The organism is Micromonospora sp. CA-249363 (assembly GCF_050950185.1).
Taxonomy (GTDB): domain Bacteria; phylum Actinomycetota; class Actinomycetes; order Mycobacteriales; family Micromonosporaceae; genus Micromonospora.
In genome coordinates this window covers 283,428-308,763 of record NZ_CP192020.1, presented here as the reverse complement: position 1 = coordinate 308,763, position 25,336 = coordinate 283,428, and the positions used below count along the sequence as shown (strand labels likewise).

Here is a 25,336-nt window from a genome sequence, read left to right as displayed (position 1 = left end):
AGAAGTCGCCGAGTGGCGCTCGTCACGTCGGAGAGGCCGCAGCGCCTCGCGCCGATCACGGATCGGCTTGGCACCTGGCCCGGGGACGGTAGAGGATACGGGGGTGTCAGCCGAGGCGGGGGCCGCGACGGCCGGGGCCCGTAACGGGGCCGTCCGGCGTGTCCGTCTGCCCGCCGACCGCCGTACGCCCGCCGCCGCCCGCGCGGTCGTCCGCTCCGTCCTCACCGAGGCGCACCTCGACGACCTGGTCAACGAGGCCCTGCTGCTCACCACCGAGCTGACCACCAACGCCGTCGAGCACGCCGGCACGGAACTGGACATCGAGGTCGTGGCGGACGGTGTCGGGCTCTCCGTGACCGTCTCCGACTTCGCGCCCAGCTCCGGCAACGACGAGCTGACCGTCGGCGTGCGCAACGACACGACCGATCTCGACGAGGTCTCCGAGCGAGGTCGCGGGCTGCTGCTCGTCGACCACTTCGCCAGCCGCTGGGGCACCACGTACCTGCCGACCGGCAAGGGCGTCTGGTTCCGCCTGGACCGCCCCGGCACCGAGCCGGGCGCCGGCAGCAGCGCCGGCGGCACCTCACTGGCCGGCGACCCCGGAGCCGGCGACGGCTCGGCGCCGAGCGCGGGCGCGATGAGCGAACTCATGCAGACCGCTCCCGACATGTACGCGGACGACCCGCTGCCCGACTTCGCCGCCAGCCTGCTCAGCCGGGTCGCCGAGATGGTCGGCGCGGCCGGCGGGGCGGTCCGCCTGGACCGGGGCGACGGGCAGGGCCGACAGTTGTTGGCCCGCTTCGGCCGGCAGCCCCGCCGCGACAGTGAACTGCTGCGGGTGCCGCTGACCGTGCACCGCCCGTACGCCGGGGAGTTGGAGCTGGACGCCGCGCCGTCCGCGTACGCCCGCCCGTTGGCGGTGCTCACCGCGGAGCGGCTGTCGCTGCACCTGGAGAACGACCGGCTGCGCCGAGCGGACGTCCGCCGGCAGGCGTGGCTGACGTTCCTCGCCGAGGCCAGCGAGCTGCTGGCCCAGTCGCTGGACGTCGAGCTGACCATGGCGTTGATCCCGCAGTTGGTGGTGCCCCGCCTCGGCCAGTGGTGCGCCGTGCACACCACCGACGAGTGGGGCCGGCTGCGGTTGGCCGCGACCAGCCACGCCGACGAGTCGGTGCTGCCCCAACTGCACCGGGTCCTGGCGGAGACCGGCCCGGACTCCATCCAGGCCCGGCTGCGGGAGGCGTCCCGCAGCGCGGCGCAGATCCCGCTCGGCGGCCCGATGGAGGGCTTCGCGGTCCCGCTGATCGCCCGCGGCCAGCGGCTCGGCACTCTCGCGGTGGGCCGGCACCAACGTCACCGGCACGACCCGGACGAGGTGGCCGTCCTGGAGGACGTGGCCCGGCGGGCCGCACTGGCGATCGAGAACGCCCGGATCCACGCCGAGCGCAGACGGGTCGCGCAGACGCTCCAACAGTCGCTGCTGCCGCCCGTGCTGCCGGTGGTGGAGGGCATCGGCTTCGCCGCCGAGTACGTGCCCACCGGCGACGACGCCGAGGTGGGTGGCGACTTCTACGACGTGGTGCCGCTGCCCGACGGACGCTGGCTCGTGGTGATCGGCGACGTGTCGGGCAAGGGCGTCCAGGCGGCGGCGGTCACCGGGCTCGTACGGGACGTGATCCGGGTGCTGGTAGGTGACGGCAAGCCGTTACCGGAGGCGCTGGCCCGGCTCAACGAGACGCTTGTCGAACGCGGCGGCGGCCGGTACTGCACGCTGGCGCTGGCCGCCGTCGGGCCGGGCGACGGCGACCACCTCGACGTGTCCCTGCACCTGGCCGGGCACGACCGGCCGGTGCTGCTGGCCGGCGCGGGCGGCGCCCGGTTCGTCGGTGTCGGCGGCACGGCGCTGGGCCTGCTGGACACCATCACCTCACCGACGACGGAGATCACGCTCGCCCCCGGCGACTCGCTGATCTTCTACACCGACGGGGTCACCGAGCGGCGGCACGGTCGGGAGCTGTTCGGCACCGACCGGCTGCGCGACGCGGCCGCGCCGCTGGCCGGCTACTCCGCCGACGTGGTCGCCGCGCGTCTGCGCGCCGCCGCCATCAACTTCTCGGTCGAGCCACCCCGGGACGACATCGCCGTCCTGGTGCTCCGCAACGACGCGGTCTGACCGTCGCAGGCTCACGAAGCCGGGGCAGCGTCACACACCGACGCAACGTCACGGGCCGACGCAACGTCACGGGCCGACGCAGCGTCACGGGCGGTTCGACGGCTTCACAGGCCGCCGGGCAGACGGCCGGGGGCCAGGCGACGATCCGGGTCGAGGTGTTCCTTGGCCGCCTCCAACCGGGCCAGGCCGGCCAGCTCGCCCCACAGGTCGACGGCCTGCCGGACCGCCGCCGGGGCGGAGACGACCACGCAGCGCCCCTGCCGGGCCAGCAGCACACCGCGGACGGCGGCCAGGATGGACGCCACCCGGTCGGGTGCCACCGCGCCGGACAGGGCCGCGTGCACCACGCCCAGGCCGGCCGAGCCGCGCACCGGCACGGGAGCGCCGGCCGCGTCGCGCAACGCGTACACGGCGGCGTGCAGATCGCTGATCGGCACCTCCAGGCGTAGTGCCGTGTCGCCGGGCGCGAAGGGGTAACGACGCCACCAGGGCGGCGCCGAGTGGGCGACGGTCGCCTCGCCGTGCAGCAGGCCGACCAGCCGTTCGGCGCGTTCGTTCACCTCGGCCGGGCCGCCTTCGAGCAGCACCACGAGGCTGCCCGCCCGGGACGGGGCCCCGGACCGGCCGGACATCGACGGGTGGCGCTCCCGGGCGGTGGCGGACGGATGACCCGGCGGGTACACGGTGCGGGGCCGGGGCAGGCCACCGGGCAGGTCCAGCTCGATGGCCGCCGGCTCCAGGCGGGCCGCGAGGATCGACCGGATCAGCTCGTGGACCTCCAGCGGGGTCCACACCGGCCGGGACACCCACAGCCGGCTGGCCGGCACCGGCTGCACCCGCAGGCTCGCCGAGACCAGCACGCCGAGCGCGCCCTGGGAACCACAGAGCAGCCGGGCCAGGTCGAGCCCCGGCGCGCCGCCACCGGCGCTGACCAGCTCACCGTCGGCGGCCAGATAGCGGACGCCGACGAGCTGGTCGCACGGGCTGCCGTGGCGGTGCCGCAGTGGACCGGCCTCCCCGGCAGCGAGCACCCCGCCGAGGGTCGCGCCGGGGGAGGGAGCGTCCATCGCGAGCCGCTGCCCGGTGCGTTCCAGAGTGGCCTGTACGGCCCGCACCGGAGTGCCCGCGCCCACCTCGACCACCGACGCGCCGACCGGCTCGTGGCCGATGCCGGCCAGCCGACCCGTGTCGAGCAGGATGTCGACCTGCGTCGGGGTGGCACCCCAGTCGATCTTCGTGCCGGCACCTCGGGGTACCACCGTCAGATCGTGGGCGGCGGCCAGCCGCAGCACCTCGGCCGCGGCGTGCGGACCACCGGGCACGGCCACCCAGCGGGCTGGACGCCCGGCCACCTCGTCGGCCGGGCCGGCGAGTCGGGCGAACGGCGGACCGCAGATCGCGGTCAATCGTCGGGTGATCTCGAGGGCTCCGGACCGGCCGAGGGAACTCGCTGCTGCCGCCATGCCGGCCATCGTACATGTGTTCGAAAGGCGAGGTGATGGTGTTCGGGATGCCACTGGTCCGGCACGTAGGGTGAGCCGGCCGGTAACGTGGCCGCCGTGACCACCGAGACTGCCCCGCCCGCGGCGAAGCGGGTGCCCACCGAGCGCACCCACCACGGCGACACCGTCGTCGACGAGTACGCCTGGCTCGCCGTCAAGGACGACCCGGAGACGATCGCCTACCTGACCGCCGAGAACGCGTACACCGAGGAGCGCACCGCGCACCTGGCCGCCCTCCGCGCGGAGCTGTTCGAGGAGACCCGCCAGCGCACCCGCGAGACCGACCTGTCCGTGCCCACCCGCAAGGGCGGCTACTGGTACTACACCCGGACGGTCGAGGGCCAGCAGTACGGGGTGCACTGCCGGCGCGTGGTCCGCGACGGCGAGTCCGAGCCGCCGGTCAGCGCGGACGGCGCCCCGCTCGACGGCGAGGAGGTGCTGCTCGACGGCAACCTGCTGGCCGAGGGGCACGATTTCTTCTCGCTGGGCGCGTTCGACGTCAGCCCGGACGGGCGTTGGCTGGCGTACTCGACGGACTTCTCCGGTGACGAGCGCTTCACCCTGCGCGTGAAGGACCTGAGCACCGGGGAGCTGCTGCCGGACGAGGTGCCGGACACCTTCTACGGCACCGCCTGGTCGGCCGACGCGTCGGTGCTGTTCTACGTGACGGTCGACGATGCCTGGCGACCGAACCGGGTCTGGCGGCACACGATCGGCTCCGGCGCGTCCGAGGACGTGGTGGTGCACCAGGAGGACGACGAGCGGTTCTGGGTGGGCGTCGAGCTGACCCGGTCGGAGAAGTTCATCCTCGTCGACATCCACAGCAAGATCACCAGCGAGGTGCTGGTGATCCCGGCCGGCAACCCCACCGGCGCGCCGGCCGTGATCGCGCCGCGCCGGCAGGGCGTCGAGTACGCGGTGGAGCACCACGGCCACCGCTTCCTGATCCTGCACAACGACGGCGCGGAGGACTTCGCGCTGGCGTTCACCTCGGCGGACGCCCCGGGCGACTGGGTGCCGCTGATCGAGCACACCCCGGGCACCCGTCTGGAGGCGGTGGACGCGTTCGCGAACCACCTGGTGGTGTCCCTGCGCACGGACGGCCTCACCGGCCTGCGGGTGCTGCCGATCGGCAGTGACGACGGGTACGACATCGACTTCCCCGAGCCGCTCTACAGCGTGGGCCTGGACGCCAACCCGGAGTACCGCACCGGGCAGGTCCGGCTGCGCTACTCGTCGCTGGTCACGCCCGACTCGGTGTACGACTACGACCTGGTCACCCGGCAGATGGTGCTGCGCAAGCAGAAGCCGGTGCTGCCCGGGCCGGACGGCCGACCGTACGACCCGGCCGAGTACGAGCAGCACCGCGACTGGGCGCTGGCCGACGACGGCACGCGGGTGCCGATCTCGCTGGTCTGTCGGGTCGGCACGCCCCGGGACGGCTCGGCACCCTGCGAGCTGTACGGCTACGGCTCGTACGAGGCCAGCATGGACCCGTGGTTCTCGGTGGCCCGACTGTCCCTGCTGGACCGGGGCGTGGTCTTCGCCGTGGCGCACACCCGGGGCGGCGGTGAGCTGGGCCGGCGCTGGTACGACCAGGGCAAGATGCTGGCCAAGAAGAACACCTTCACCGACTTCGTGGCCTGCGCCCAGCACCTGGTCAAGGCCGGCTGGACGGCGAGCGACCGGTTGGTGGCCCGGGGCGCGTCGGCCGGCGGCCTGCTGATGGGCGCGGTCGCCAACCTCGCTCCGGACGCCTTCACCGGGATCGTGGCGCAGGTGCCGTTCGTGGACGCGCTCACCTCGATCCTCGACCCGTCGCTGCCGCTGACCGTCACGGAGTGGGAGGAGTGGGGCAACCCCCTCGAAGACCCCGAGGTGTACGCCTACATGAAGTCGTACACGCCGTACGAGAACGTCGCGGCGGTGGACTACCCGGCGATCCTCGCGGTGACCAGCCTCAACGACACGCGGGTGCTCTACTCCGAGCCGGCGAAGTGGATCGCGCGGCTGCGGGCGACCGCGCCGCAGGGCGACTACCTGCTCAAGACCGAGATGGGCGCCGGGCACGGCGGCCCGAGCGGTCGCTACGACGCCTGGCGTGAGGAGGCGTTCATCAACGCCTGGATCCTGGACCGCCTGGGCCGCGCCTGACGCTCGATCCCGGAGGTGGTGGCCGCACGCGCCGTCGAGGCCACCACCTCCGCGAAACCGCGCGATCAGTCCGGTGTCGTCCTCGCTCAGGCCGTCCGCAACTCGTCCACCGCCGTGCTCACCCGTAGGAAGAGCAGGCCGACACCGACCGTCACCAGGACCGCCGCCAGGGCGCCGGCGCCGAGCCAGGCCAGGTGCTCCAGGGGTACGGCGACAGTCCGCTCTGTCGCAGCGGTCTGCACGAGGTGGGTGTACTGGTCGCGGGTGGCCGGGTCGTCGCAGAGCGCCGCCGTGGCGTCGCACACCAGCGCCGACGACCCGCTGGTGGTGACGCTGGGGAAGAGTCCCCTGCCGAGCAGCACTCCCACGGTGAGCGCCAGCAGGATCGCCGGCACCGCCGGGGTGAGCGCCTGCCAGGCCACCGACCCACTGAGCGTGGCGCGGGGCACGCCGGTCGCGACCAGCGCGGCGTACGCGCGTCGGCGGGCCACGATCCCCTCGACCAGCGCGACGATCAGACCGCCCGCCGCGATCAGCACCGCGACGGCCACCGCGGCGTCGACCAGGTCCATCGTCGACAGGTAGAACGGGTTGGCACCGCCGTCCTCCACCCCGGCGAGGCGGTCCTGCTCCCGATCGAGCGCGTCCTGGGCGACGAAGTAGGCGCGCTGTGCCGCCGCTCCCGCACCGAAGATCAAGGCGGCCAGCAGCGCGGCGAACGTCCGGCTGCCCGCCCACGGGTCGGCCATCAGGCGGCCCGCCGCGAGCAGCGCCGACGCACCCCGGGCGTGTTTACGCAGCAGACGCCCGCAGGTGTACGAGATCCAGCCGGCGCCGACCACCACCCCGATCATCGCGGTGAGCCCGCTCAGCAGGAACAACAGTGGCACCAGCCAGCCCAGCAGCACGGCGTTGCCCTCGACCCGGTAGAGCAACGGGCGGACGGCGATGAAGGACCCCAGACCCAGACCGATCAACAGCCCGGCCCAGGGGCGGGGACCCCGCTCGCGGGCGGCTTTGCGGCTGACCCCGAGCGGGCTCGTCGTGACCGTACGCAACATGAGGGCGGTGGCCAGCGCCGCGATCACCGGCAGACCCAGTACCACCGCGGCGAGGGCGCCGACCGGGGGCAGCACGTCGGTGGGCAGCGCCAACCGGCCCTGGTCGTCCGGCCGGTGCAGGAGGTCGCGGCCGACCAGGTAGACGCCCAGCCCCGCACCGGTGCCGAGCAGGCTGGCCAGGCCGGTCTCCAGCACCGCCAGTCGGGTGACCTGACCGGGGGTCGCGCCGGCCAGCCGGAGCGCGGCGAGTCGCCGGTCCCGGGCGGGAGCGCCGAGCCGGGCACACTGGCCGGCCAGGGCCAGCACCGGGACGGCCAGCATCAGCAGCGCGAACGCGGTCCCACCGCGCAGTCCCGGCTCACGCAGCAGCGCGTTGCGGTACTGCTCGGACTGCGCCCAGGCGTCGCCGGCCGGTTTCTCGATCGCGAGCACGGTGAGCGCCGTCAGCCCTGCCAGCGTCGCCAGCAGAGCGCTGAGCGCGGTCAACACGACGCGTGCCGTGTCGGTCCGGTTGCCGGCCAGCGCGAGCCGCACCAGCGTCGCCGGCCTCACCGTGCGCCACCCGCCAACGGCGCGTCCAGCCCCAGGCCGGTGTGGTCCACCAGGCCGTCGCGCAGCACGATCTCCCGATCGGCGTACGCGGCGATCCGCGGCTCGTGGGTGACCAACACGACCGAGGTCCGCTGCTCACGTGCGAGCCGGACCAGCTGGGTGAGCACCTGCTCGCCGGTGAGCGTGTCCAGCGCCCCGGTCGGCTCGTCGGCGAAGAGCACCCACGGCTCGGTCACCAACGCCCGCGCCGTCGCACACCGCTGCTGCTGACCGCCGGACATCTCGCCGGGCCGCAGGTCGGCCAGGTCGGCCACCCCGAACCGGTCCAGCCAGGTGAGGGCCGCCGTCCGCGCCTCTCGCCGCCCCGTGCCGGCGAGGAGCAGGGGCAGCGCCACGTTCTCGGCCGCCGTCAACTCGGCGACCAACTGGCCGAACTGGAAGAGCACACCGAACTCGGTGCGCCGTAGGCGGGACCGGGCGGCCTCCGACCAGGTGTCGATCCGCTGGCCGCGCCAGGTGACCTCGCCCGCGTCCGGCCGGAGGATCCCGGCCAGGCAGTGCAGCAGGGTCGACTTGCCGCAGCCGCTCGGCCCGGTGACCGCGACGATCTCGCCCTCGGCCACGTCGAGCGTCACGCCGCGCAGGGCGGGTGTCGGGCCGTACGCCCTCACCACGCCGCGAGCCTGGAGTTGCGTCACTCGTGCACCTCCCGGTGCCAGTCGGCGACCCGGCCCAGCGTGGTGTGCAGCCACCGCAGGTCGGCGTCGAGGTGGGCGATCGCGAAGTCCGCCGCGACCACGTCGTTGAGGGTGGCGGCCGGGTCGGTCTTGACCGTCGTCAACTCCCGCAGCCGGGCGGTGTGCGCGGCGCGCTGGGCGACCAGGTACGAGCGCGCCCGGTCGACGTCGGCGACCAGCAGCGCCACGACGACCTTGGCGAAGAGGGTGCTGGCCACGTACGGCATCGGCGGCTCCACGGTGGACAGCCAACGGTCCAGCGTGGAGCGGCCCTCGTCGGTCAGCGCGTACGCCGTGCGGTCCGGCCCGGAGGCGCGATCCTGACCGGCGCTGGCGACGAGCCCGTCCCGTTCGAGGCGACCGAGGGTCGCGTAGACCTGCCCGAAGGCCAACGGCCGAGCCCGCGGCAGCCGCTGGTCATGCGCACGCTTGAGCTCGTACCCGTGCCGACTCCCCCCAGCCAGCAACCCAAGCAGAACATGCGGCGTGGACACCGCCCCACTATTCACCCAGCGAATACCCGAGGTCAACACCCACACCCACACCCATCCCCTCCGGCCCGGCCCTCGTTGATCAAGAGGATGGCGTCAAATTTCGCCCCGGTGATGACGCAAACCTCTTGATCAACGGGGGGTGGGGTGAGGCAGAGGCTGGGGCCAGGTGGGGGCTCGGCCGGTCTGCGCCAAGAGGCGGTCCAGGTCGGGTGTCGTGGAGGCGGGTGGCGTCGAGGTGGGGTCGGCGAAGATGCCTACCCTGCGGGCGTTCGGGCCCAGCTGCTCGACCAGGGCGTGCAGCTCGGCCACCGCCGCAGGGGCGGGCCGGTAGGGCTGCCCGGTCGCCACGGCGAGATCCCAACCGTGCACGATCAGGTCCAACAGCGCCATGCCGCCGACGACGGTCTGCGGCACTCCCATGCCCGGCGAGTCGCCCTCCAGCGTGGACGGATCCGACCAGGCGGCGACCAGCCGGTCGGTCTCCACCGCAAACCGGTCCCGCCAGCCGTCGTCCACGTGGTCTGGATTCGCGGTCCACGCCACCGGCTTCTTCTCCGCCAGCTCCCGGAAGTTCAGCACCACCTCGAACAGATGGTTGAGCAGATCACGGACCACGTAGTCGCGGCACGGAGTGGGCAGGTAGAGCTGGTCGTCGGCGATGCCGCGTACGACGTCGATGGTTCGCGGCGCGGCAACCGCCAGTAGATCGCTAGTCTGAGTGGACATATGGCCAGCGTATGAAGGTGGTCTTGAAGAAATGCGACAGCGAGCTCGCGACGACAGTCGGGGCATTCTCGACCCGGCGCGGCTGCTGCGCGAGGTCCGCTTCCGGCGGCACCTGCCGGCCGAACCACTGCGCGGATGGGTCGAGCACTACTGGTTGATCGATTGGACGTTGAGCACGCCGTTCGAGCAACGCATCGTGCCGCACCCGGCCGTGAACGTCGTGTTCCGCAGCGACGGTGACAGCGACGCGGAAGGGGCCGAGGTGGTCGGAGTGGGCCGCGACCCGTTCCGGATCACCCTCACCGGCACCGGCCGGGTCTGCGGGGTCCAGTTTCGTCCCGGTGGCTTCCGCCCGTTCTGGCGTCGCTCGGTGGCCGAGTTGACCGGACTGCGACTGCCGCTGCCCGCCGGCAGGCTCTCCCGTGCCGTCCAACCGGTCTGCGCAGGCAGCGACAGCGACAGCTGCAACGCGCTCGACGCGACGCTCACCGCGTGGGCGCCCGACCCCGACCCGGCCGCGAAGGAGGCCGTCCGCCTGGTCGAGTCCATCCGAGCCGATCGGACGGTGCTGCGCGTCGACGAGTTCGCCGCGCGGCACGGCGTTCCGGTCCGCCGGCTCCAACGGCTCTTCACCGAGTGCGTGGGCGTCAGCCCGAAGTGGGTGATCCGCCGCTACCGCCTCCAGGAGGCCGTCGAGCGGGCCGCCCGGGCTCCGCTCGACTGGGCGGGTCTCGCCGCCACCCTCGGCTACAGCGACCAGGCCCACCTGGTCCGTGACTTCACCGCCGTCGCCGGAGTGTCACCCGCCGCGTACGCGCGCTCGGTGCGCTGAGCAGTAACCACCTGGCAGCCCTGCCGTGGTCGCCGTATTCACCGGCGGCGCAGGACCACCACGGCCACGTCGTCCTGGATCTTGTCCGGGGCCAGTTCGACGAGGAGGCGGGCACAGAAGTCGTCGAGGTTCGCGTCCACGGTGGCCGATACCGCGGCCAGCGCGGACAGACCTTCGTCGATGGTGGCGTCCCGGCGCTCGATCAACCCGTCGGTGTAGAACACCAGCGTGGCGCCGGTCGGTAGGACGAACTCCAGGTCGGCCGGTCGGGGCGCGCGGACGCCGAGCAGGGGCGCCGAGTGCTGCACGAACTCGACCTTGCCGTCGCGGTGCAGCAGCGGCGGCAGGTGACCGGCGCTGGCCAGCCGGACGTGGCCGCTCGGCGGGTGCAGCAGCAGGACGCAGAGTGTGGCCAGCTCGTCCGGCAGGAGGGTACGCATCAACTCGTTGACCCGGTGCAGGATCTCGCCGGGTTGGTGCCCCTCCACGGCGTACGCCCGCACCGCGTGCCGCAGCTCGGCCATCACGGTGGCCGCGTGCAGCGAGTGACCGGCCACGTCCCCGATCGCCAGCAGGAGGTGCCCGTCGAGCATCACCAGCTCGTAGAAGTCGCCGCCCACCTCGGTCTGGGCGCTGGCCGGCTCGTACCGCACCGCGAGGTCCAGACCGGCGACCGTGGGCAGGCTGCGCGGGAGCAGACTGCGCTGGAGGGTGACGGCGATCCGGTGCTCCTCGTCGAAGGAGCGCTGGGCCTCGACGGCCGCCGCGACGGCCTGGGCGAGCTGTACGAGCACCGGCGTCCGGGCGGTCTGGGTGGCGGTGGGCACGACCACGTACAGCGGCGCACGGTCCTCCCGCAGCCGGGCCGCGGCCACCGTCACGGTGTCGTCCGTGGGCCAGGTGAGCAGCCCCCAGTTGGCCGGCGACTCCACCCGGACGGTCGCCCCGGTGGGCACCCCCGTGTCGTCGACGACCCACGGCACGACGGCGGGCTCGGCGCCGGGGCCGGCGCAGACACCGGCGATGCAGTCACCGTCGAACGTCTCGGCGATCACGGCGGCGGGGCTCTTGAAGATCTGCGCGGCGCCCTCCGCGGCGACCTCGAGCAGGCGCGCGAAGGTCGACGCGGCGTGCACCGCGACGGTGGTGTCGGCGAGGCCCAGCAGCCGTTCGGCGAGCAGCTCGGCCCGTTGGCGGGCCTGGTAGTAGCGCAGGACCGCCCGTGAGGTGGCGATCAGCTCCTCCGGCTCGATCGGCTCGGCCAGGTACGCGTCCGCCCCACGGGTGAGCCCCTGGGCGCGGTCGGCGACGTCCACGGCGTGCGCGGAGACGTGGATCACCGGCATCGCCGGGTGCGCCTCCTTGATCCGCTCGCACACCTCGTAGCCGCTCAGGTCGGGCAGCCGGACGTCGAGCACCACGAGGTCGATCCGGTCCGTCTCGACCCGGGCCAGCGCCTCGGTGCCACTCTCCGCCTCGAGCACGGTGTACCCGGCCCGGGTGAGCCAACTGACCAGCAGGTAACGCTTGGTACGACTGTCATCGACCACCAGGACGGTCGTCGGCACGGCGTCCACCGTCACGCTCCGCCTGTGGGCAGCGAGACGGTGAAGGTGCTGCCTCGGCCGGGTTCGCTGGTCAGTTCCAGCGTGCCGCCGAGCAGAGTCACCAGCCGCCGTGCGTACGGGAGGCCGAGGCCGGTGCCGCCGACCCGGGTCGCGCCGGGCACCTGGTAGAACTCCTCGAAGATCCGATCGTGCAGCTCGGGGGCGATCCCCGGGCCGGTGTCACTGACCTCGAAGTGCCACCGGTCGTCGCGGCGTCGGGCGCGCAGCCGTACCTCGCCGCGCTCGGTAAACTTCAACCCGTTGTGCAGCAGGTTGCGCAGCACCTGGCCGAGCAGCACCTCGTCGGTGCGCAGCACGGCCGGCGCGGTCGGCTCCTCCACCGTCAGCTCCACCTCCGGGCGGGTGGCCAGCGCCCGCATGGTGCCGCGCAGTTGACCGAAGACCGGCCGCAGGTCGACGTCCGCCCAGTCCGGCTCGATCCGGCCCGATTCGGCCTTGGCGAGGTCCAGCAGTTCGTTGACGAGCCCGAGCAGGTCCTCCGCCGACGAGCGGATGAGGCCGACCTGACGGACCTGTTCGGTGGTGAGGGGGTCGGACGAGGAGTCCGCGAGCAGGCGTCCCAGCCCGATGATCGCGGTCACCGGCGCGCGCAGCTCGTGGCTCACGTTGGCCAGGAACCGGCTCTTCGACTCGCTCGCGGCGCGCAGTTGGGCCGACTTCTCGTCGAGCTCGGCGTACAGGGCGACGACTCCCCGGTTGGTCGCCTCCAACTCCTCGGTGAGCTGGTTGTAGAGCGCCAGCACACCGCGGTTGGTCTCGGCCAGCTCCTCGTTCAGCACGGCCAGCTCGTCGCGCTGACTGCGGACCTCGTCGAGCGCCGCGATGAGCTGACCGTTCTGCACGGTCAGCTCGTCCAGCGCGCTGGCCGGCGCGGTGCGGCCGAGTTCGGCACGGAACTCGGCCAGCCGCTCCGGGGTCGGCGTCGGCGCGTTCGCCGGGACTCTGCGGGACATCCTTACGACCGTAACCCCCTCGGCGGTCGTGACGCTCAAGGTGTCGACCAGGCGGGACACCGCACCGGACTGCGGCTCGTACCGGCCGTCGGGGAGGGCCGCCACCGGCGCCAGGTCGGCCCGCAGGTGGAAGCGGCCGTCGGTGCCCCCGTCGACGTGGAAGGCGACGTCCGCGCCGCCGGTGATCCGCAGCAGGTCCCGGGCGACCTCACTGAGCGCCGTGGCGATCCGCACCTGGTCCTGGTGTTCGAGGCCCACCACGCCGGCCACCTCGCGGCCGCGCTGGCGGATGACGAAGATGTCCTGTTCGACGCGGAGCGCCATCTGCAGCAGCGGCGCCGTGGCCGGCACGACCGGGTCGTCGCTCATGCCCCGGACCTCGCGACCAGGACGCAGGCGTCGTCGCGCCGCACCCCGGCGTCGCGCAGCAGGGTGGCCGCCAGCACCAGCGGTGACCGTTCGACGATGCCCGGGTAGTCGGCCAACCGCCAGCGGTCGACGACCCCGTCGCTGTGCATGACGAGCCGGGCGCCCGGCCCGAACGGGTAGTCGTAGCCGCGTACCGTCGGCTTCTGGTGACCGGCGATGCCGGGCAGCGACACGAGCCCGCGGCGCTGCCCCTCGCTGTCGACGATCACGCCGGTGATGTTGCCGAGCCCGGCGTAGTGCAGGACGCCGGACGCCAGTTCGGCGACCGCGAGCGCGGCCCCACGGGTGTGCGACATGCTCCGGTGCAGATGGCTGACCACCGCCGCCGGCGGGCCGGCCGGAGCGTTCCGGAAGGCGGCGAGCGCGGCCTCGGTGGCGGCGGCGGCCAGTGGGCCGTGCCCCAGACCGTCGCTGACGAGCACCTGGTGCCGACCGTCGGCGAGCCGGACGGCGTACCCGTCACCGCTGACCGTCTCGCCGGCGATGGGCCGGGTGAGGCCGCCGGCCCAGGACGGTTGCGCCGGTTCGGCCGGCCAGACCTGGACGGCGAAGACCGTCCCCTTGCCGGGCAGCGAGTACCCGTCGAACCAGCTCGCCTGCCGGACGATGGCGCCGAGGCCGATGCCGAGCGTGCCGGTGGTGGAGTGCCCGTCGCGGGAGGAGACGGTGAGGTCGGCCATGCCGGGCCCGGAGTCGATGGCGACCATCTCCACGCCGGCCCGCCCGGCGCGGCGGACCGGCCGCAGCAGCAGGACGCCGCTGTCGGCGTGCTTGACGAGGTTGCTGGTCAGTTCGGCGGCGACGATGGCCAGGTCCGCGATGCGGGCCGCACCCATCTCCACCTGTTCGCCGAGACGTTCGGCCGCACGTCGTACGGCGCTGGCCGCGCTGCTGGCCTCCACCCGGAACCAGATGCCGCTGTCGGTGACCGCGTCTCCGTTCACCGGGCCCACTTGGTGACCGTGATCCGGGTGCCGGTCTCCGGCGAAGTCTCGATCTCGAACTCGTCGACCAGACGTCGGGACCCGCTGAGGCCGAGGCCGAGGCCGCCGCCGGTGGTGTACCCGTCGGTCAGGGCCAGGTCGAGGTCGGCGATGCCCGGACCGGAGTCGACGAAGACGATCCGCATACCCTTGCGTACGCCGTTGTCCACGGTCGCGACCTCGACGGTGCCGCCGCCGCCGTACACCAGGGTGTTGCGGGCCAGTTCGCTCGCGGCCGTGACCACCTTGGTCTGGTCGACCAGCGACAGCTTGACGGCGACCGCCACCGACCGGACCAGTTGCCGGACGCGGACCACGTCCTCGTCGCTGCGGACCGACTGCGCCTGCGGGTGGCCCAGGTCGATGCCCGTGGTCACGGCGTGGCCGTCTCGGCGTCCGGATCGTCGTCGAGCTGGTGGTCGAGCTCGTCGGCGTTGGCCGCCGCGATCAGCTCCATGCCGCGCTCGACGTTCAGCGCGGTACGGATGCCGTTCAGCGACAGCCCCAGTTCGACAAGTGTGATGGCGACGGCGGGCCGCATGCCGACCACCACCGTCTCCGCGTCGAGGACCTTGGAGATCGACGCGATGGTGGAGAGCATCCGGCCGACGAACGAGTCGACGATGTCCAGCGCGGTGATGTCGATGATGACGCCGTGGCAGCCGGTGGCCACGATCCGCTCGGCGAGGTCCTCCTGGAGCTGGACCGCCGTCTGGTCGGACATGTCGAGCTGGATGGAGACCAGCAGGATGTCACCGATCTTGAGGATCGGTACGCGCTCCATCAGGCGTCCCTGCGTGACTGACGGCGGGCGGCCTCGACCCCGGTGAGCCGCAGCACGTGGCGCAGCGCGTCGGCGAGGCTGGCCTTGGTGGCGATGTCACCGAACTCGATGCCGAGCGCCACGATGGTCTGCGCGATCTGCGGCCGGATGCCGGAGATGATGCAGTCGGCGCCCATCAGCCGGGCGGCCACCACGGTCTTCAGGATGTGCTGGGCGACCTGGGTGTCCACGGCGGGAACGCCGGTGATGTCGATGATCGCGTACGGCGAGCCGGTGTCGACAAGCGTCTGCAGCAGCCGCTCCATGACCACCTGGGCCCGGGCGGAGTCCAGGGTGCCGACCAGCGGGACGGCGACCACGCCCTCCCAGAGCTTGACCACCGGGGTGGAGAGTTCGAGCAGCTGCTCGGCCTGGTCGGCGATCAGACTCTCGCGGGTGCGCACGAAGCTCTCGAAGGTGAACAGACCCAGATCGTCGACCAGCCTGGAGTAGGCGACGAAGTCGTGCAGCGCGTTGGCGGCACCGGACTCCTGGAGCAGCTCGGCCAGCACGTCCTTGAGCGCGAAGACGCTGATCGACGTCTCGGTGGCGGAGAAGCCCTGCCGGGCCCTGCCCCGGGACAGCTCGGAGAGCGTGGCGCGCAGCTCGCCCGCGTTCTCGGCGGACAGGTCGACGCTGCCCTGCTCGGCGACGCCGACGATGGCCCGGTGCAGGTCCTCGACCTGCCGGCGCAGCTCGGCGTGGCTCAGCCGGCCCCGCAGCGAGCCGGCGACGATGTCGGTCCACCGCTGCGTGACCTGGTCGGAATGCCCGCCCAGCAGCGCGGCGAGTCGACCACTTTCCTCGGCGTTCAACGCCATCGCGAAAACCCCCCTCGACCTGGACCGGCCGGACTCTATCACCGGGGCCTGCACAACTACTTGCTCCGTAGCAACGGAATGACGATGCCCACCGAATGCCGGCTCCCGTTCTGCGTACGACCCCGGTCGTGGGATACCGTTCCCCCGATAACAGGAGGTCTGGCGAATGTCCCTGACGGTGCACACGGAACAACGCGGCGACGTGGTAGTCGTGTCGGTCGCGGGCGAACTGGACATGGCAACCGCACCGCAGTTGCAGGACCAGATCACCGACCTGCTCGACAAGGGCCGCAACCGGCTGGTGTTCGACCTGGCGGACGTCTCGTTCTGCGACTCGACCGGTCTGTCGGTGTTCGTTCGGGCCAAGAACAGCTGTGACGAGGCCGGCGGTGTGGTGCGGTTGGCCGCTCCGCAGCGGGGCGTGCTGCGCATCCTCGAGGTGAGCGGGCTCGTCGAGGTGCTGCACACCTACCCGACGGTGGACGAGGCCGTCGCCGGCGAACCGACCCCGGCGTCCTCCTGACCACTGTTTCGACCTACTCGTCCTCGACGTAGCGGGGACGGGCGATTGCCATGCCCGCCGCCGTCTGCACGGCGAGCGCGGCCAGCAGGAATCCGATCGGCGCCGTCCAGCCACCGGTGATCTCGTAGAGGATGCCGACCGACAGCGGGCCGAGAGCGGCGATCACGTACCCGGTGCTCTGCGCGAAGGCCGAGAGCGCGACGGTCCCGTCAGCGGTGCGCGCGCGCAGGCCGATCGTGGTGAGGATCAGCGGGAACGCGCCCTGGCCGAGCGCCAGGAGGGTCACCCAGAGCAGCGCGCCGCCGTGGGGCGCCAGCGCCAGCCCCAGGTAGGCCAGCGCCGACGCGCCGGTCAGGCCGAACACCAGCGGGCGCAGGGTGGCGAGTCGGCCGGCGAGGGTGGGCATCAGCAGCGCGATCGGCACGCCGAGCGCGGTCACCCCGGCGAGCAGCAGCCCGGCCGACTCGGGCCGGTAGCCGGCGTCGCGGAACAGCTGGGCCAGCCAACCCATGATCGCGTACCCGCTGAGCGACTGCGCCCCGAAGTAGATCGCCATGGCCCAACCCAGCCGCGTCCGCGCCGGCCGGACCCGCGCGACGGCGCCCGTCTGGGGTGCGCGCCGCGCGCCCCTGCGGGTGCGCAGCGCCAGCGGCACCCACGGGAGTACGGCCACCGCGGCCAGCCCGGCCCACACGCCCAGCCCGGCCCGCCACGACCCGAAGGCATGTGCGATCGGCACGGCGGTGGCGGCGGCCACCGTCGTGCCCAGGGTCAACGCCATGGTGTACGCCCCGGTGACGAGGCCGGTCCGGTGGCCGAAGTGCTGCTTGACGAGCATCGGCAGCAGGATGTTGGCGACCGCGATGCCGGCCAGCGCCAACGCGCTCGTGAGCACGAAGATCCAGGCCGAGTCGGTGGCGGCCCGGAGCACCTGACCCACGGCCAGAAGGATCATGGCGACCACCAGCACCCGGGCCGGGGCCACGCGGCGGACCAGCCACGGGGTGAGCGCGCCGAGGCCGGCGAACGCGATGGTCGGCAGGGTGGTGACCAGCCCGGCCATGACGCCGGAGAGCCCCAGCCCGACGCGGATCTCGTCGAGCAGGGCGCCGAGGCTGGTGACCGCCATGCGCAGGTTCAGCGCGACCAGCAGCATCCCGACCAGTACCAGCGCGCCGCCGGTCACCGGGTGCGTCCGCCGGGTGGCGGGTTCCCGCGTCGGTTGGGTGTCGACGAGGGGTGTGGGCAGGGCCGGAGCGGCGGCGGCTGGCGGGGTCATGACCTCTAACCTACAATCATGGGATGAATTTTGGTCCGGTGATGTAACCAGTGCCACCATCGGTCGATTCCCCCGCCGCGCAGCCAGCCGTGCCTCCCCGGGGGCATCGCGTCCGGCAGACCATCGAGCAGCTCCGGGCCCGGATCCTCGGCGGGGAGTGGCCGGTGGGTGGCCGCATCCCCACCGAGCCACAGTTGGTCGCCGCCCTGGGCGTCGGGCGCAACACGGTCCGCGAGGCCGTCCGCGCCCTCGTCCACGCCGGGGTGCTGGAGTGCCGCCAGGGCTCCGGCACGTACGTGGTGTCCACCGACGAACTGGCCCCGGTGGTGGCCCGTCGACTGGGCGACGACCGGATGACCGAGGTCATCGAGGTACGCCGGGCCTTCGAGGTGGAGGCGGCCCGACTCGCCGCGCTGAGGCGTACACCGGAGGACCTGGCGGCGCTCGACGGCGCGCTCGCCGACCGCGAGGCGGCCTGGCGCGGAGGCCGGGTCGACGCGTTCGTGGAGGCCGACGCGGCGCTGCACGTCGCGGTGGTCGCCGCCGCGCACAACACGATGCTCGCCGAGCTGTACGCCTCGGTCGGCGCGGCCCTGCGCAGCACCGTCGCCCAGGCGATGGGTGACGCGCTCACGCCCGAGCGCTACGTCGACCACACCCGCCTGGTCGAGGCGATCCGGGCCGGCGACGCCGGCCGGGCGGCGATCGAGGCCGGTGCTTTTCTGGAGCCGGCCGACGGGGCATAGGTTGTCCGCGACGGAAAACCGGACACCTCGGGAGTACGGATGCTCAAGGGCTTCAAAGACTTCATCATGCGCGGCAACGTCGTCGATCTGGCGGTCGGTGTCGTCATCGGCGCCGCGTTCACGGGCGTGGTCACCCAGCTCACCAAGTCGTTCCTCGACCCGCTGATCCGGGTCTTCGTGCTGCTCATCACCGGCAGCGACAAGGGCCTCGCCGGCACGGCCCCGGAGTTTCGTGGCATCCCGTTCGACTGGATCGCCTTCGTCAACGCGGTGATCACGTTCCTGCTCACCGCGGCGGCGCTCTACTTCCTGGTCGTCTACCCGATGAACCGGCTGGCCGAGCGGCGCAAGCGGGGCGAGGAGCCGCCGCCCTCCGCGCCCAGCGAGGAGGTCAAGCTGCTCACCGAGATCCGGGACGCCCTGGTCTCCGCCGGTCACACCACCCCGGGCCAGCAGCGTGGGGCGCTGGACGACGTGCTGGGTCGCCGCACCGAGCCGCCGGCGCCGCGCTGACCGAGACGGATGCACATCGGCCCCTGCGGGATTCCCGCAGGGGCCGCATCTTCTCGTACGTGTGTTCGATAGAGTCCGGCCATGGAGCAGCGGAAGCACTGGTGGAACGGGAAGTGGGGGCGACTGGCCCGGCGGGACGTCTTCCTTCGGGTGGACGCCGATCGGTGGCACGTCGAGCAGCGGGCCGGCGGCGCCGAGGGCATCTCCCGGTTCTACGAGTACGGCAGCGCGGACGAGGCCGAGGAGACGGTCCGGGCACTGCTCGACGGCACGGACACCTGGCGCGAGCTGTCCCCGCGCCCACCGGGCGGCTGGACTCCCCCGAACGGCTGAGCGCGCGGCTCCGGAGGCGGCGGCGTTTAGCGGCCGGCCGCCTCGGGAACCGCTGAGAGATGGACCAGCAGGACGAGCAGCAGCCGACCATCTCGCGGATCACCACCGGCATGCCGGTGATCGACGTCGCCGGCACCGAGATCGGCACCGTGGACCTCGTCCAGCGGGGCGACCCGAACGCGGTGACCGTGCAGACACCGACCGCCGACCCGGGCAGCAGCCTGGACGAGCTGATCGAGGCGACGGCGGTCGAGGAGCCGGACGTGCCGGCCGACCTGGCGGCACGTCTGCTGCACACCGGCTACCTGAAGGTCTCCACCGAGTCAGCCGACGGCGCCGTGTACGTCCCGGCCGACCGGATCGGCTCGGTGGCCGACGGCCGGGTTCTCCTCGCTGTGGGCATGGCCGACCTCCCCCGCGAGGAGTGACCCCGGCGCTGGCTCGGTCGGGGAAGGCGAGGCGGGCCCGGGTGGGCGGCGGCGGAAGAGCAGCAGCATGAGGCAGCCGGCGACCAGCCCCCAGAACGCGCCCCCCACGCCGACCAGCGTCACACCGGAGGCGGTCACCACGAAGGTGACCACGGCGGCCTCCCGACCCTCGGGGTCGGTCACCGCCGCGGCGAGCGCGGTGGCGAGCGCGCCCAGCAGGGCCAGCCCGGCGACGGCCTCGATGAGGATCGGCGGCGCGACCGCGACCAGGGCCGTGGCGACGCCCGCGCCCAGCCCGAGCAGGGCGAGCCCGACTCCGGCGGTGACCGAGGCGACCCACCGACGCTCCGGGTCCGGATGCGCGTCGGGGCCGGCCGCCAGCGCGGCGGTGATCGCCGCGAGGTTCACGGCGTGTCCGCCGGCGGGGGCAGCCAGCAGGCTGGCGAGCCCGGTGGCGCGAAGCGCGGCGCCGAACGGTGGCCGGTAGCCGTAGCCCACCAGCACCGCCATTCCGGGTACGTTCTGCGCCGCCATCGTGACCAGGAACAGCGGAAGGGCGAGTCCGACCAGCGCCGACGCGTTCCAGGCCGGCACGGTCAGGGTGACCGACGGGATCAGCGCGGCGCCATGCAGCCCGGCCGGCGGCGCGGTCAGCGCGAGCGCCACCACGGCCACCAGCAGCGCCCCGGGCACCGCCCAGCGGCGGGCGAACCGGTGCAGCAGCAGCCAGCCGGCCACCACCGGACCGGCCACCATGGGCAGCTCGACGAGGGCCCGGACCGGCGCGGTGCACAGCGGCAGCAGCACTCCGGCGAGCATCGCGCCGGCCACCGGCTTGGGGATGGCGGCCACCGCCCGGCTGAGCGGCGGGAAGAGACCGGCCGCGACGATCAGCGCCCCGGAGACGAGGAAGGCGCCCACCGCGACCGGCCAGCCTCCGGGCGGCGGTCCGGTCGCCACCAGCAGCGCCGCGCCCGGCGTCGACCAGGCGACGCTCATCGGGATCCGGTGCCGCCAGCCCAGCCAGGCGGCGGCGAGCCCGCACGTCACGCAGAGGGCTAGCAGGCCGGAGGCGGCCTGCCCGTCCGACGCGCCGACCGCCCGGAGCCCGGCCAGTACGACGGTGAACGAGCTGGCGAAGCCGACCAGCGCGGTCACGACGCCCGCCAGCACCGGTTGAGTGCGTCCGCCCATGCCCCACCCCCCATGTGTTCCGTTTACGGAACGACAGCGTGTAGCACCATAGTCGGATGCCGCAGCCACCACCAGCGGGCCGTCCGGGCCTCGACGTGGACCCCGCCGTCGTCGGTCGACGCGTACGCGCGCTGCGCGAGGAGCGGGGGATCTCGCTGTCCACACTGGCCCGGCTCGCCGGCATCGGGAAAGCGACCCTCTCCGGCCTGGAGAACGGCACCCGCAACCCGACCCTGGAGACGCTCTGGGCGGTCACGGCGCAGCTCGGCGTACCGTTCACCGCCCTACTGGCCGACCCGACCCCCGGGCCCGTGGTGCACGGAACCGCCGTCACCGCCACCCTGCTGGAGGTGTTCACCGACACCGACGCGACCTACGAGCTGTACCGGATGCGTGTCGCGCCGGGCGTCGTGCAGACCTCCCCCGCCCACCAGCCGGGCGTCACCGAACACATCACCGTCTTCGCCGGGGTGCTCCGCGCCGGACCGGCCGACGCGCCACTGACCGCTGAGGCCGGCGGTCACCTCCGGTGGGTCTCCGACGTCCCGCACACGTACGCGGCGGTGGGCGACGAGGAGGTCGCCGCGAGCCTGCTGCTGCGCTACCCCCGTCGCTGAAACCGGCTCAGTCCACCGGGGCGGGCACCGGCATCCGCCGGCGTACCGCCCAGAGCGCCACCTCGGTCCGCGACGCCGAGCCGGTCTTGCGCAGCAGGTTCGACACGTGCACGGTGACCGTGCGCACCGAGATGCCGAGCGCCTTCGCGACCTGCTTGTTCGACATGCCGCTGACCAGGCAGCCCAGCACCTCGACCTCCCGGGCGGTCAACTCCGGCTCGATCGTCTCCACCGGGCCGAGGGGCGTACGCGGCCCGGGCAGCCGCCGCAGCAACGCGTCCGGCCCCTCCGCGGCGTACGCGGCCAGCAGCTCGGTCAACGCATACGGGTTGCCACCGGTGTGTCGCCACACCGAGGCGACCAGCCGGTCCGACGGGCTGCCCGCGTACACCTGGGTCAGCACCTCGGCGACCTCGGCCGGGCGCAGCGGACCCAGGTGTTGGCGGACGACTCCGCGTACGCCACAGAGGCGGGCCAACGCGCGGCGGGTGAGGTCCGGGGCCACCGCGTCGGCTGCCGGCCGGCTGGCGACGATCAGCAGCGCCGGCAGCTCGGCCACGGTCGCCAGCTCACCGACCAGGTTGACGCTGGCCGGGTCGAGCGCGTGCAGGTCGTCCACGACCAGCACCGCCGGGCCGGCGCCGACCAGCAACTGGACGGTACGGACGGCGAGGCGCAGCAGGGTGCCCGGCGCGTACCGCTCGCGGGGCGCGGTGGGTTGCTGGGCGAGCCACGCCAGCGCGTCCGGCGGCAGGGCGAGCGAGCCGGTGTCGCGGCCGGTGAGCACCGCCGCCAGCCAGTCGTACGGGGCCGGGCCGTGCACCCGGGCGGCGCCCGAGAGCACCACCGACGGACGCGGCGTGAGGGCGTCCACCGCGGCGGCGACCAGCAGACTCTTGCCCACGCCGGCCGCGCCGGTGAGCACCGCGACGGTCGGCGCGCGGCGCTCGGCGGCTGCCACGGAGGACCACGCCCGGTCGAGCTCGGCGAGCTCGCCGGCGCGTCCGACCATGGACACCGGCATCATTTCTCAACCCTACGCAGTAGTGCGTAGAGACGAAGGCGGGGTGTTCTTGGCAAGCTGGCACCATGACGCTGATCCTCCGCTCGGCCATCCTCAACGACATCGGCCTGGTCCGCACCAACAACGAGGACTCGGCCCTCGCCGGTGACCGCCTGATCGCCGTCGCCGACGGCATGGGTGGCCTGCCCGCGGGTGAGGTGGCGAGCGAGATCGTGATCCGGATCCTGGACGAGCTGACCCCACCCACCGAGCCGGACGCGGCCGCGGACGCCCTGCGTGCCGTGGTCAGCACCGCCAACCAGCGCATCCACGCCGCGATCACCGTGGACCCGGCGCGCGAGGGGATGGGCACCACGCTCACCGCCGCGCTGCTGGCCGGCGAGACGTTGGTGCTGGCCCAGGTCGGCGACTCCCGCTGCTACCTGCTGCGCGACGGGGAGCTGACCCAGCTCACCCGGGACGACACGTTCGTGCAGGCGCTCGTCGACCAGGGCACCCTCTCCCCCGACCAGGCGCGGCACCACCCGCAGCGCTCCCTGGTGACCCGCGCCGTGCAGGGCGCGGACACCCCGCCCGCGGTCGGCGTGCTCACCGTGGTCCCCGGCGACCGGCTGCTGCTGTGCAGCGACGGGCTCTCCGACTACGTCGAGGACGACGCCATCGCGGCGGCGCTGGGCATGTACTCCGACCGCCAGCAGTGCGGCGAGCAGTTGGTGAAGCTCGCTCACCACGCCGGCGCTCCGGACAATGTGACGGTCGTCGTCTCGGACGTCACCACCCGCTGACCTGTTCCGGCCCGCCCGACGGTCCCACGGGGGCCGTCCGACCGGGTCCGGTCGCCGCAACTAGGTGGTTGTGCCATCTAGGTTGCGGCGCTAGTGTTCCCCGCTGTGGATTCCGACCGGCGCGGGCAGTGGCTGCGGGGGGTGCTCGACATCTGCGTCCTGGCCCTGTTGGCCGAACGCGAGTCCTACGGCTACCAACTCGCCCAGGCACTCGACGCGGCGGGCGTCGGACCGATCCAGGGCGGCACGCTCTACCCCGTCCTGCTGCGCCTGCAGAAGACCGGCCTGGTGACCGCCCAGTGGCGGGAAGGCACCGCCGGGCCGGCCCGCAAGTACTACCGGCTCACCGACGACGGGCAGGTGGCGCTGCGCGAGGGCGGCAGCGCCTGGCTCACCTTCGTGCGGCCGGTGAACGACATCGTCACGAAGGGGGTTGCCGGGTGAACGCCGACGACTGGCTCCGGACATTCGCCGTCGAGCTGCACCAGCGCCGGGTCGCGGCCGACGCCGCCCGGCACGTGGTCGCCGAGGCCGCCACACACCTGCGCGACTCCGGCGGGGACCCCTGGGTCGTCTTCGGCCCACCCCAGCAGTACGCGGGCGCGATCGTGGACAGCATCGGCACGGCGCCCGGGCCCCGCCCCGGACCGGTCCGGCTGCACGCGTCCGGCATCACCAAGCGGTACGGCCGGCAGACGGTGCTGCGGGGCGTCTCGCTGACCGTCCGCGCCGGACAGATCGCGGCGGTGGTCGGCGCGAACGGCTGCGGCAAGAGCACCTTCCTACGGATCTGCGCCGGGCTGATGTCGCCCGACGCCGGTGAGGTGACCGTCAGCGGGCGGCTCGGCTTCTGCCCGCAGTCCGGTGGCACCTCCGACTTCCTGCTCGCCGACGAGCACTTCGTGCTGGTCGGCGCCGGCCAGGGCATCGCCCGTGGACCGGCTCGCCGCGCCGGCCGTGCGGCGGCCCGACAGCTCGGCTGGGAAGCCGGCGGCGCCGTGCAGGCCCGGCACCTGTCCGGCGGCACACGGCAGAAGCTCAACCTGACCATCTCCACCCTCAGCGAGCCGGACGTCCTGCTGCTCGACGAGCCGTACCAGGGGTTCGACCAGGGCACCTACATCAACTTCTGGGATCAGCTCAGCCGGTTGCGGGACGAGGGAGCGGCGATCGTCGTGGTGACCCACCTGCTCAACCAACTCGACCGGGTGGACACCGTGCTCGACCTGACCCCGGCACACCAGTCCGGACGGGTCACGTCCGGTGTTCGAGGAGGCCGCGCGTGAACAGGCTCGTCACCGTCGCCGAGATGACGCTGCGGGAGCTGCTGCGGCGTCGGGGCGTACTCCTGCTGCTGTTGTTGATGCCGTTGACCTTCTACCTGATCCGGCGGGACGCGTACCTCGGGCAGTCGGTCCGGTCGTTGCTGCTCGGCGTGTGCTGGGCGGTGAGCACCGCGGCCCTCTTCGCGACCACCGCCGCGCGGGAGCTGGAGCCGAGGCTCCGGCTGGCCGGCTACCGTCCGCACCACCTCTACCTGGGTCGGATGCTCGGCCTGTGGGCGGTGGGACTCGTCATCTCCGTACCCTTCTTCCTCCTCCCGATGCTCGACGGCGCGGCCCTGCGCTACGGCGGCCTGGTCGCGGCGCTGCTGTGCTGCGTCGCGGTGGCGGCGCCGTTCGGGATGCTGATCGGCACTCTGCTGCCCCGCGAGATGGAGGGAACGCTGCTGCTGCTCACGGTGGTGACCGTGCAGATGCTCATCGACCCGGCCGAGTCGGGGGCGAGGTTGACGCCGTTCTGGTCGAGCCGGGAGATCGCCACCTGGGCGGTGGACCACACCGACGACGGTTACCTGATCCGAGGTGTGCTGCACGGCCTCACCGTCACCGCCCTGCTGGTCGTGGGCGTGGCCACCGTGGCCAGCGTGCGGCTGCGCCGCCGTCGGCACCTGCGCCACCTGCCCGTCGGCTGAGCGGATCCGGCCAATCCGGTTGCTGTCGCCTGTCGGGCGGGTTGAGATGAG

At 73.1% G+C, this 25,336-nt stretch carries 27 protein-coding genes; 13 read left to right on the top strand and 14 right to left on the bottom strand.

Features of this window, described 5'->3' with window-relative positions; genetic code table 11:
* Nucleotides 1-103 precede the first annotated feature (103 nt).
* Nucleotides 104-2,173 carry a SpoIIE family protein phosphatase gene (locus ACQPZK_RS01535; RefSeq protein ID WP_433536569.1) on the top strand — a complete coding sequence of 690 codons (2,070 nt, stop codon included), beginning with the start codon at nt 104-106 and terminating at the stop codon, nt 2,171-2,173.
* Between the two features lie 104 nt (nt 2,174-2,277).
* On the opposite strand, the gene ACQPZK_RS01530 is transcribed toward ACQPZK_RS01535, so the two are convergent.
* Nucleotides 2,278-3,636 carry an FAD-binding oxidoreductase gene (locus tag ACQPZK_RS01530; protein ID WP_433536568.1) on the bottom strand — a complete coding sequence of 453 codons (1,359 nt, stop codon included), beginning with the start codon at nt 3,634-3,636 and terminating at the stop codon, nt 2,278-2,280.
* A gap of 96 nt (nt 3,637-3,732) precedes the next feature.
* Here ACQPZK_RS01530 and ACQPZK_RS01525 point away from each other — a divergent pair, with 96 nt between their 5' ends.
* Complete coding sequence (locus tag ACQPZK_RS01525) at nt 3,733-5,829, top strand: S9 family peptidase (protein WP_433536567.1); 2,097 nt, start codon at nt 3,733-3,735, stop codon at nt 5,827-5,829.
* Between the two features lie 86 nt (nt 5,830-5,915).
* Here the strand turns inward: ACQPZK_RS01525 and ACQPZK_RS01520 are convergent, their stop codons facing one another.
* The 4 genes from ACQPZK_RS01520 to ACQPZK_RS01505 all read right to left on the bottom strand — a co-directional run bounded on the left by ACQPZK_RS01520 (nt 5,916) and on the right by ACQPZK_RS01505 (nt 9,399).
* The gene (locus tag ACQPZK_RS01520) at nt 5,916-7,442 is read right to left on the bottom strand and encodes an FtsX-like permease family protein (protein WP_433536566.1); all 1,527 of its coding nucleotides are present in this window, start codon (nt 7,440-7,442) and stop codon (nt 5,916-5,918) included.
* On the bottom strand, nt 7,439-8,140 hold the full coding sequence (locus tag ACQPZK_RS01515) for an ABC transporter ATP-binding protein (protein ID WP_433536565.1): 702 nt from the start codon (nt 8,138-8,140) through the stop codon (nt 7,439-7,441). The genes ACQPZK_RS01520 and ACQPZK_RS01515 overlap by 4 nt, the downstream gene beginning before the upstream one ends.
* Nucleotides 8,137-8,673, bottom strand: coding sequence for a PadR family transcriptional regulator (locus tag ACQPZK_RS01510; RefSeq protein ID WP_433536564.1), 537 nt, complete (start codon nt 8,671-8,673; stop codon nt 8,137-8,139). Before ACQPZK_RS01510 ends, ACQPZK_RS01515 begins: the two co-directional genes overlap by 4 nt.
* A 129-nt stretch (nt 8,674-8,802) precedes the next feature.
* Nucleotides 8,803-9,399 (bottom strand): TIGR03086 family metal-binding protein, encoded by a 597-nt coding sequence (locus ACQPZK_RS01505; protein WP_433536563.1) that lies wholly within the window; start codon nt 9,397-9,399, stop codon nt 8,803-8,805.
* 31 nt (nt 9,400-9,430) lie between these two features.
* Between ACQPZK_RS01505 and ACQPZK_RS01500 the strand changes: the two genes are divergently transcribed.
* On the top strand, nt 9,431-10,231 hold the full coding sequence (locus tag ACQPZK_RS01500) for an AraC family transcriptional regulator (RefSeq protein ID WP_433536562.1): 801 nt from the start codon (nt 9,431-9,433) through the stop codon (nt 10,229-10,231).
* A 38-nt stretch (nt 10,232-10,269) separates the two neighbouring features.
* On the opposite strand, the gene ACQPZK_RS01495 is transcribed toward ACQPZK_RS01500, so the two are convergent.
* From ACQPZK_RS01495 to ACQPZK_RS01470, 6 genes are read right to left on the bottom strand one after another with little or no spacing between them, the layout of a single operon-like run.
* Nucleotides 10,270-11,808: a SpoIIE family protein phosphatase gene (locus ACQPZK_RS01495; protein ID WP_433539075.1), complete on the bottom strand. Its 1,539-nt coding sequence runs from the start codon at nt 11,806-11,808 to the stop codon at nt 10,270-10,272.
* A 2-nt stretch (nt 11,809-11,810) separates the two neighbouring features.
* Nucleotides 11,811-13,181 carry a sensor histidine kinase gene (locus ACQPZK_RS01490; protein WP_433536561.1) on the bottom strand — a complete coding sequence of 457 codons (1,371 nt, stop codon included), beginning with the start codon at nt 13,179-13,181 and terminating at the stop codon, nt 11,811-11,813.
* Complete coding sequence (locus ACQPZK_RS01485) at nt 13,178-14,185, bottom strand: SpoIIE family protein phosphatase (RefSeq protein ID WP_433536560.1); 1,008 nt, start codon at nt 14,183-14,185, stop codon at nt 13,178-13,180. Before ACQPZK_RS01485 ends, ACQPZK_RS01490 begins: the two co-directional genes overlap by 4 nt.
* Entirely contained in the window at nt 14,182-14,601 is a 420-nt protein-coding gene (locus ACQPZK_RS01480; protein ID WP_433536559.1) for an anti-sigma regulatory factor, read from the bottom strand. The genes ACQPZK_RS01485 and ACQPZK_RS01480 overlap by 4 nt, the downstream gene beginning before the upstream one ends.
* Nucleotides 14,598-15,008, bottom strand: coding sequence for an STAS domain-containing protein (locus ACQPZK_RS01475; protein WP_421474046.1), 411 nt, complete (start codon nt 15,006-15,008; stop codon nt 14,598-14,600). The genes ACQPZK_RS01480 and ACQPZK_RS01475 overlap by 4 nt, the downstream gene beginning before the upstream one ends.
* Nucleotides 15,008-15,868, bottom strand: a complete 861-nt coding sequence (locus ACQPZK_RS01470) for an STAS domain-containing protein (protein WP_433536558.1) — start codon at nt 15,866-15,868, stop codon at nt 15,008-15,010. The genes ACQPZK_RS01475 and ACQPZK_RS01470 overlap by 1 nt, the downstream gene beginning before the upstream one ends.
* Nucleotides 15,869-16,034: 166 nt before the next feature.
* Here ACQPZK_RS01470 and ACQPZK_RS01465 point away from each other — a divergent pair, with 166 nt between their 5' ends.
* Nucleotides 16,035-16,391 (top strand): STAS domain-containing protein, encoded by a 357-nt coding sequence (locus ACQPZK_RS01465; RefSeq protein ID WP_007454464.1) that lies wholly within the window; start codon nt 16,035-16,037, stop codon nt 16,389-16,391.
* 13 nt (nt 16,392-16,404) lie between these two features.
* On the opposite strand, the gene ACQPZK_RS01460 is transcribed toward ACQPZK_RS01465, so the two are convergent.
* The gene (locus ACQPZK_RS01460) at nt 16,405-17,670 is read right to left on the bottom strand and encodes an MFS transporter (RefSeq protein WP_433536557.1); all 1,266 of its coding nucleotides are present in this window, start codon (nt 17,668-17,670) and stop codon (nt 16,405-16,407) included.
* Between the two features lie 50 nt (nt 17,671-17,720).
* On the opposite strand from ACQPZK_RS01460, the gene ACQPZK_RS01455 reads away from it, so the two are divergent.
* The 4 genes from ACQPZK_RS01455 (at nt 17,721) to ACQPZK_RS01440 (ending at nt 19,690) form a co-directional block, all read left to right on the top strand.
* On the top strand, nt 17,721-18,416 hold the full coding sequence (locus tag ACQPZK_RS01455; RefSeq protein ID WP_433536556.1) for a FadR/GntR family transcriptional regulator: 696 nt from the start codon (nt 17,721-17,723) through the stop codon (nt 18,414-18,416).
* A 39-nt stretch (nt 18,417-18,455) separates the two neighbouring features.
* Entirely contained in the window at nt 18,456-18,929 is a 474-nt protein-coding gene (mscL, locus tag ACQPZK_RS01450) for a large conductance mechanosensitive channel protein MscL (protein ID WP_433536555.1), read from the top strand.
* 81 nt (nt 18,930-19,010) lie between these two features.
* Nucleotides 19,011-19,262 (top strand): hypothetical protein, encoded by a 252-nt coding sequence (locus ACQPZK_RS01445; protein ID WP_433536554.1) that lies wholly within the window; start codon nt 19,011-19,013, stop codon nt 19,260-19,262.
* A 59-nt stretch (nt 19,263-19,321) separates the two neighbouring features.
* Nucleotides 19,322-19,690 carry a hypothetical protein gene (locus tag ACQPZK_RS01440; protein WP_433536553.1) on the top strand — a complete coding sequence of 123 codons (369 nt, stop codon included), beginning with the start codon at nt 19,322-19,324 and terminating at the stop codon, nt 19,688-19,690.
* On the opposite strand, the gene ACQPZK_RS01435 is transcribed toward ACQPZK_RS01440, so the two are convergent.
* A complete protein-coding gene (locus ACQPZK_RS01435; protein WP_433536552.1) occupies nt 19,586-20,884 on the bottom strand; it encodes a benzoate/H(+) symporter BenE family transporter in 1,299 nt (432 codons plus the stop codon). The genes ACQPZK_RS01440 and ACQPZK_RS01435 overlap by 105 nt on opposite strands.
* A gap of 56 nt (nt 20,885-20,940) precedes the next feature.
* On the opposite strand from ACQPZK_RS01435, the gene ACQPZK_RS01430 reads away from it, so the two are divergent.
* Nucleotides 20,941-21,501, top strand: a complete 561-nt coding sequence (locus tag ACQPZK_RS01430; RefSeq protein ID WP_433536551.1) for a helix-turn-helix domain-containing protein — start codon at nt 20,941-20,943, stop codon at nt 21,499-21,501.
* A gap of 7 nt (nt 21,502-21,508) precedes the next feature.
* Here ACQPZK_RS01430 and ACQPZK_RS01425 read toward each other — a convergent pair whose 3' ends face one another.
* On the bottom strand, nt 21,509-22,528 hold the full coding sequence (locus tag ACQPZK_RS01425; RefSeq protein WP_433536550.1) for a LuxR C-terminal-related transcriptional regulator: 1,020 nt from the start codon (nt 22,526-22,528) through the stop codon (nt 21,509-21,511).
* Nucleotides 22,529-22,590: 62 nt separating this feature from the next.
* On the opposite strand from ACQPZK_RS01425, the gene ACQPZK_RS01420 reads away from it, so the two are divergent.
* The 4 genes from ACQPZK_RS01420 (at nt 22,591) to ACQPZK_RS01405 (ending at nt 25,285) form a co-directional block, all read left to right on the top strand.
* Nucleotides 22,591-23,310: a PP2C family protein-serine/threonine phosphatase gene (locus tag ACQPZK_RS01420; RefSeq protein ID WP_433536549.1), complete on the top strand. Its 720-nt coding sequence runs from the start codon at nt 22,591-22,593 to the stop codon at nt 23,308-23,310.
* A gap of 105 nt (nt 23,311-23,415) precedes the next feature.
* Nucleotides 23,416-23,754 carry a PadR family transcriptional regulator gene (locus tag ACQPZK_RS01415; protein WP_422737777.1) on the top strand — a complete coding sequence of 113 codons (339 nt, stop codon included), beginning with the start codon at nt 23,416-23,418 and terminating at the stop codon, nt 23,752-23,754.
* A complete protein-coding gene (locus tag ACQPZK_RS01410; protein ID WP_433536548.1) occupies nt 23,751-24,596 on the top strand; it encodes an ATP-binding cassette domain-containing protein in 846 nt (281 codons plus the stop codon). The genes ACQPZK_RS01415 and ACQPZK_RS01410 overlap by 4 nt, the downstream gene beginning before the upstream one ends.
* The gene (locus tag ACQPZK_RS01405) at nt 24,593-25,285 is read left to right on the top strand and encodes an ABC transporter permease (protein ID WP_433536547.1); all 693 of its coding nucleotides are present in this window, start codon (nt 24,593-24,595) and stop codon (nt 25,283-25,285) included. Before ACQPZK_RS01410 ends, ACQPZK_RS01405 begins: the two co-directional genes overlap by 4 nt.
* Nucleotides 25,286-25,336 lie beyond the last annotated feature (51 nt).

Coding starts and splice junctions, on each gene's coding strand:
- ACQPZK_RS01530 (WP_433536568.1), bottom strand. CDS start 3,636: ATGGCGGCAGCAGCGAGTTCCCTCGGCCGGTCCGGAGCCCTCGAGATC.
- ACQPZK_RS01505 (WP_433536563.1), bottom strand. CDS start 9,399: ATGTCCACTCAGACTAGCGATCTACTGGCGGTTGCCGCGCCGCGAACC.
- ACQPZK_RS01500 (WP_433536562.1), top strand. CDS start 9,431: ATGCGACAGCGAGCTCGCGACGACAGTCGGGGCATTCTCGACCCGGCG.
- ACQPZK_RS01490 (WP_433536561.1), bottom strand. CDS start 13,181: ATGAGCGACGACCCGGTCGTGCCGGCCACGGCGCCGCTGCTGCAGATG.
- ACQPZK_RS01475 (WP_421474046.1), bottom strand. CDS start 15,008: ATGGAGCGCGTACCGATCCTCAAGATCGGTGACATCCTGCTGGTCTCC.
- ACQPZK_RS01470 (WP_433536558.1), bottom strand. CDS start 15,868: ATGGCGTTGAACGCCGAGGAAAGTGGTCGACTCGCCGCGCTGCTGGGC.
- ACQPZK_RS01465 (WP_007454464.1), top strand. CDS start 16,035: ATGTCCCTGACGGTGCACACGGAACAACGCGGCGACGTGGTAGTCGTG.
- ACQPZK_RS01460 (WP_433536557.1), bottom strand. CDS start 17,670: ATGACCCCGCCAGCCGCCGCCGCTCCGGCCCTGCCCACACCCCTCGTC.
- mscL (WP_433536555.1), top strand. CDS start 18,456: ATGCTCAAGGGCTTCAAAGACTTCATCATGCGCGGCAACGTCGTCGAT.
- ACQPZK_RS01445 (WP_433536554.1), top strand. CDS start 19,011: ATGGAGCAGCGGAAGCACTGGTGGAACGGGAAGTGGGGGCGACTGGCC.
- ACQPZK_RS01440 (WP_433536553.1), top strand. CDS start 19,322: ATGGACCAGCAGGACGAGCAGCAGCCGACCATCTCGCGGATCACCACC.
- ACQPZK_RS01435 (WP_433536552.1), bottom strand. CDS start 20,884: ATGGGCGGACGCACTCAACCGGTGCTGGCGGGCGTCGTGACCGCGCTG.
- ACQPZK_RS01430 (WP_433536551.1), top strand. CDS start 20,941: ATGCCGCAGCCACCACCAGCGGGCCGTCCGGGCCTCGACGTGGACCCC.
- ACQPZK_RS01425 (WP_433536550.1), bottom strand. CDS start 22,528: ATGATGCCGGTGTCCATGGTCGGACGCGCCGGCGAGCTCGCCGAGCTC.
- ACQPZK_RS01420 (WP_433536549.1), top strand. CDS start 22,591: ATGACGCTGATCCTCCGCTCGGCCATCCTCAACGACATCGGCCTGGTC.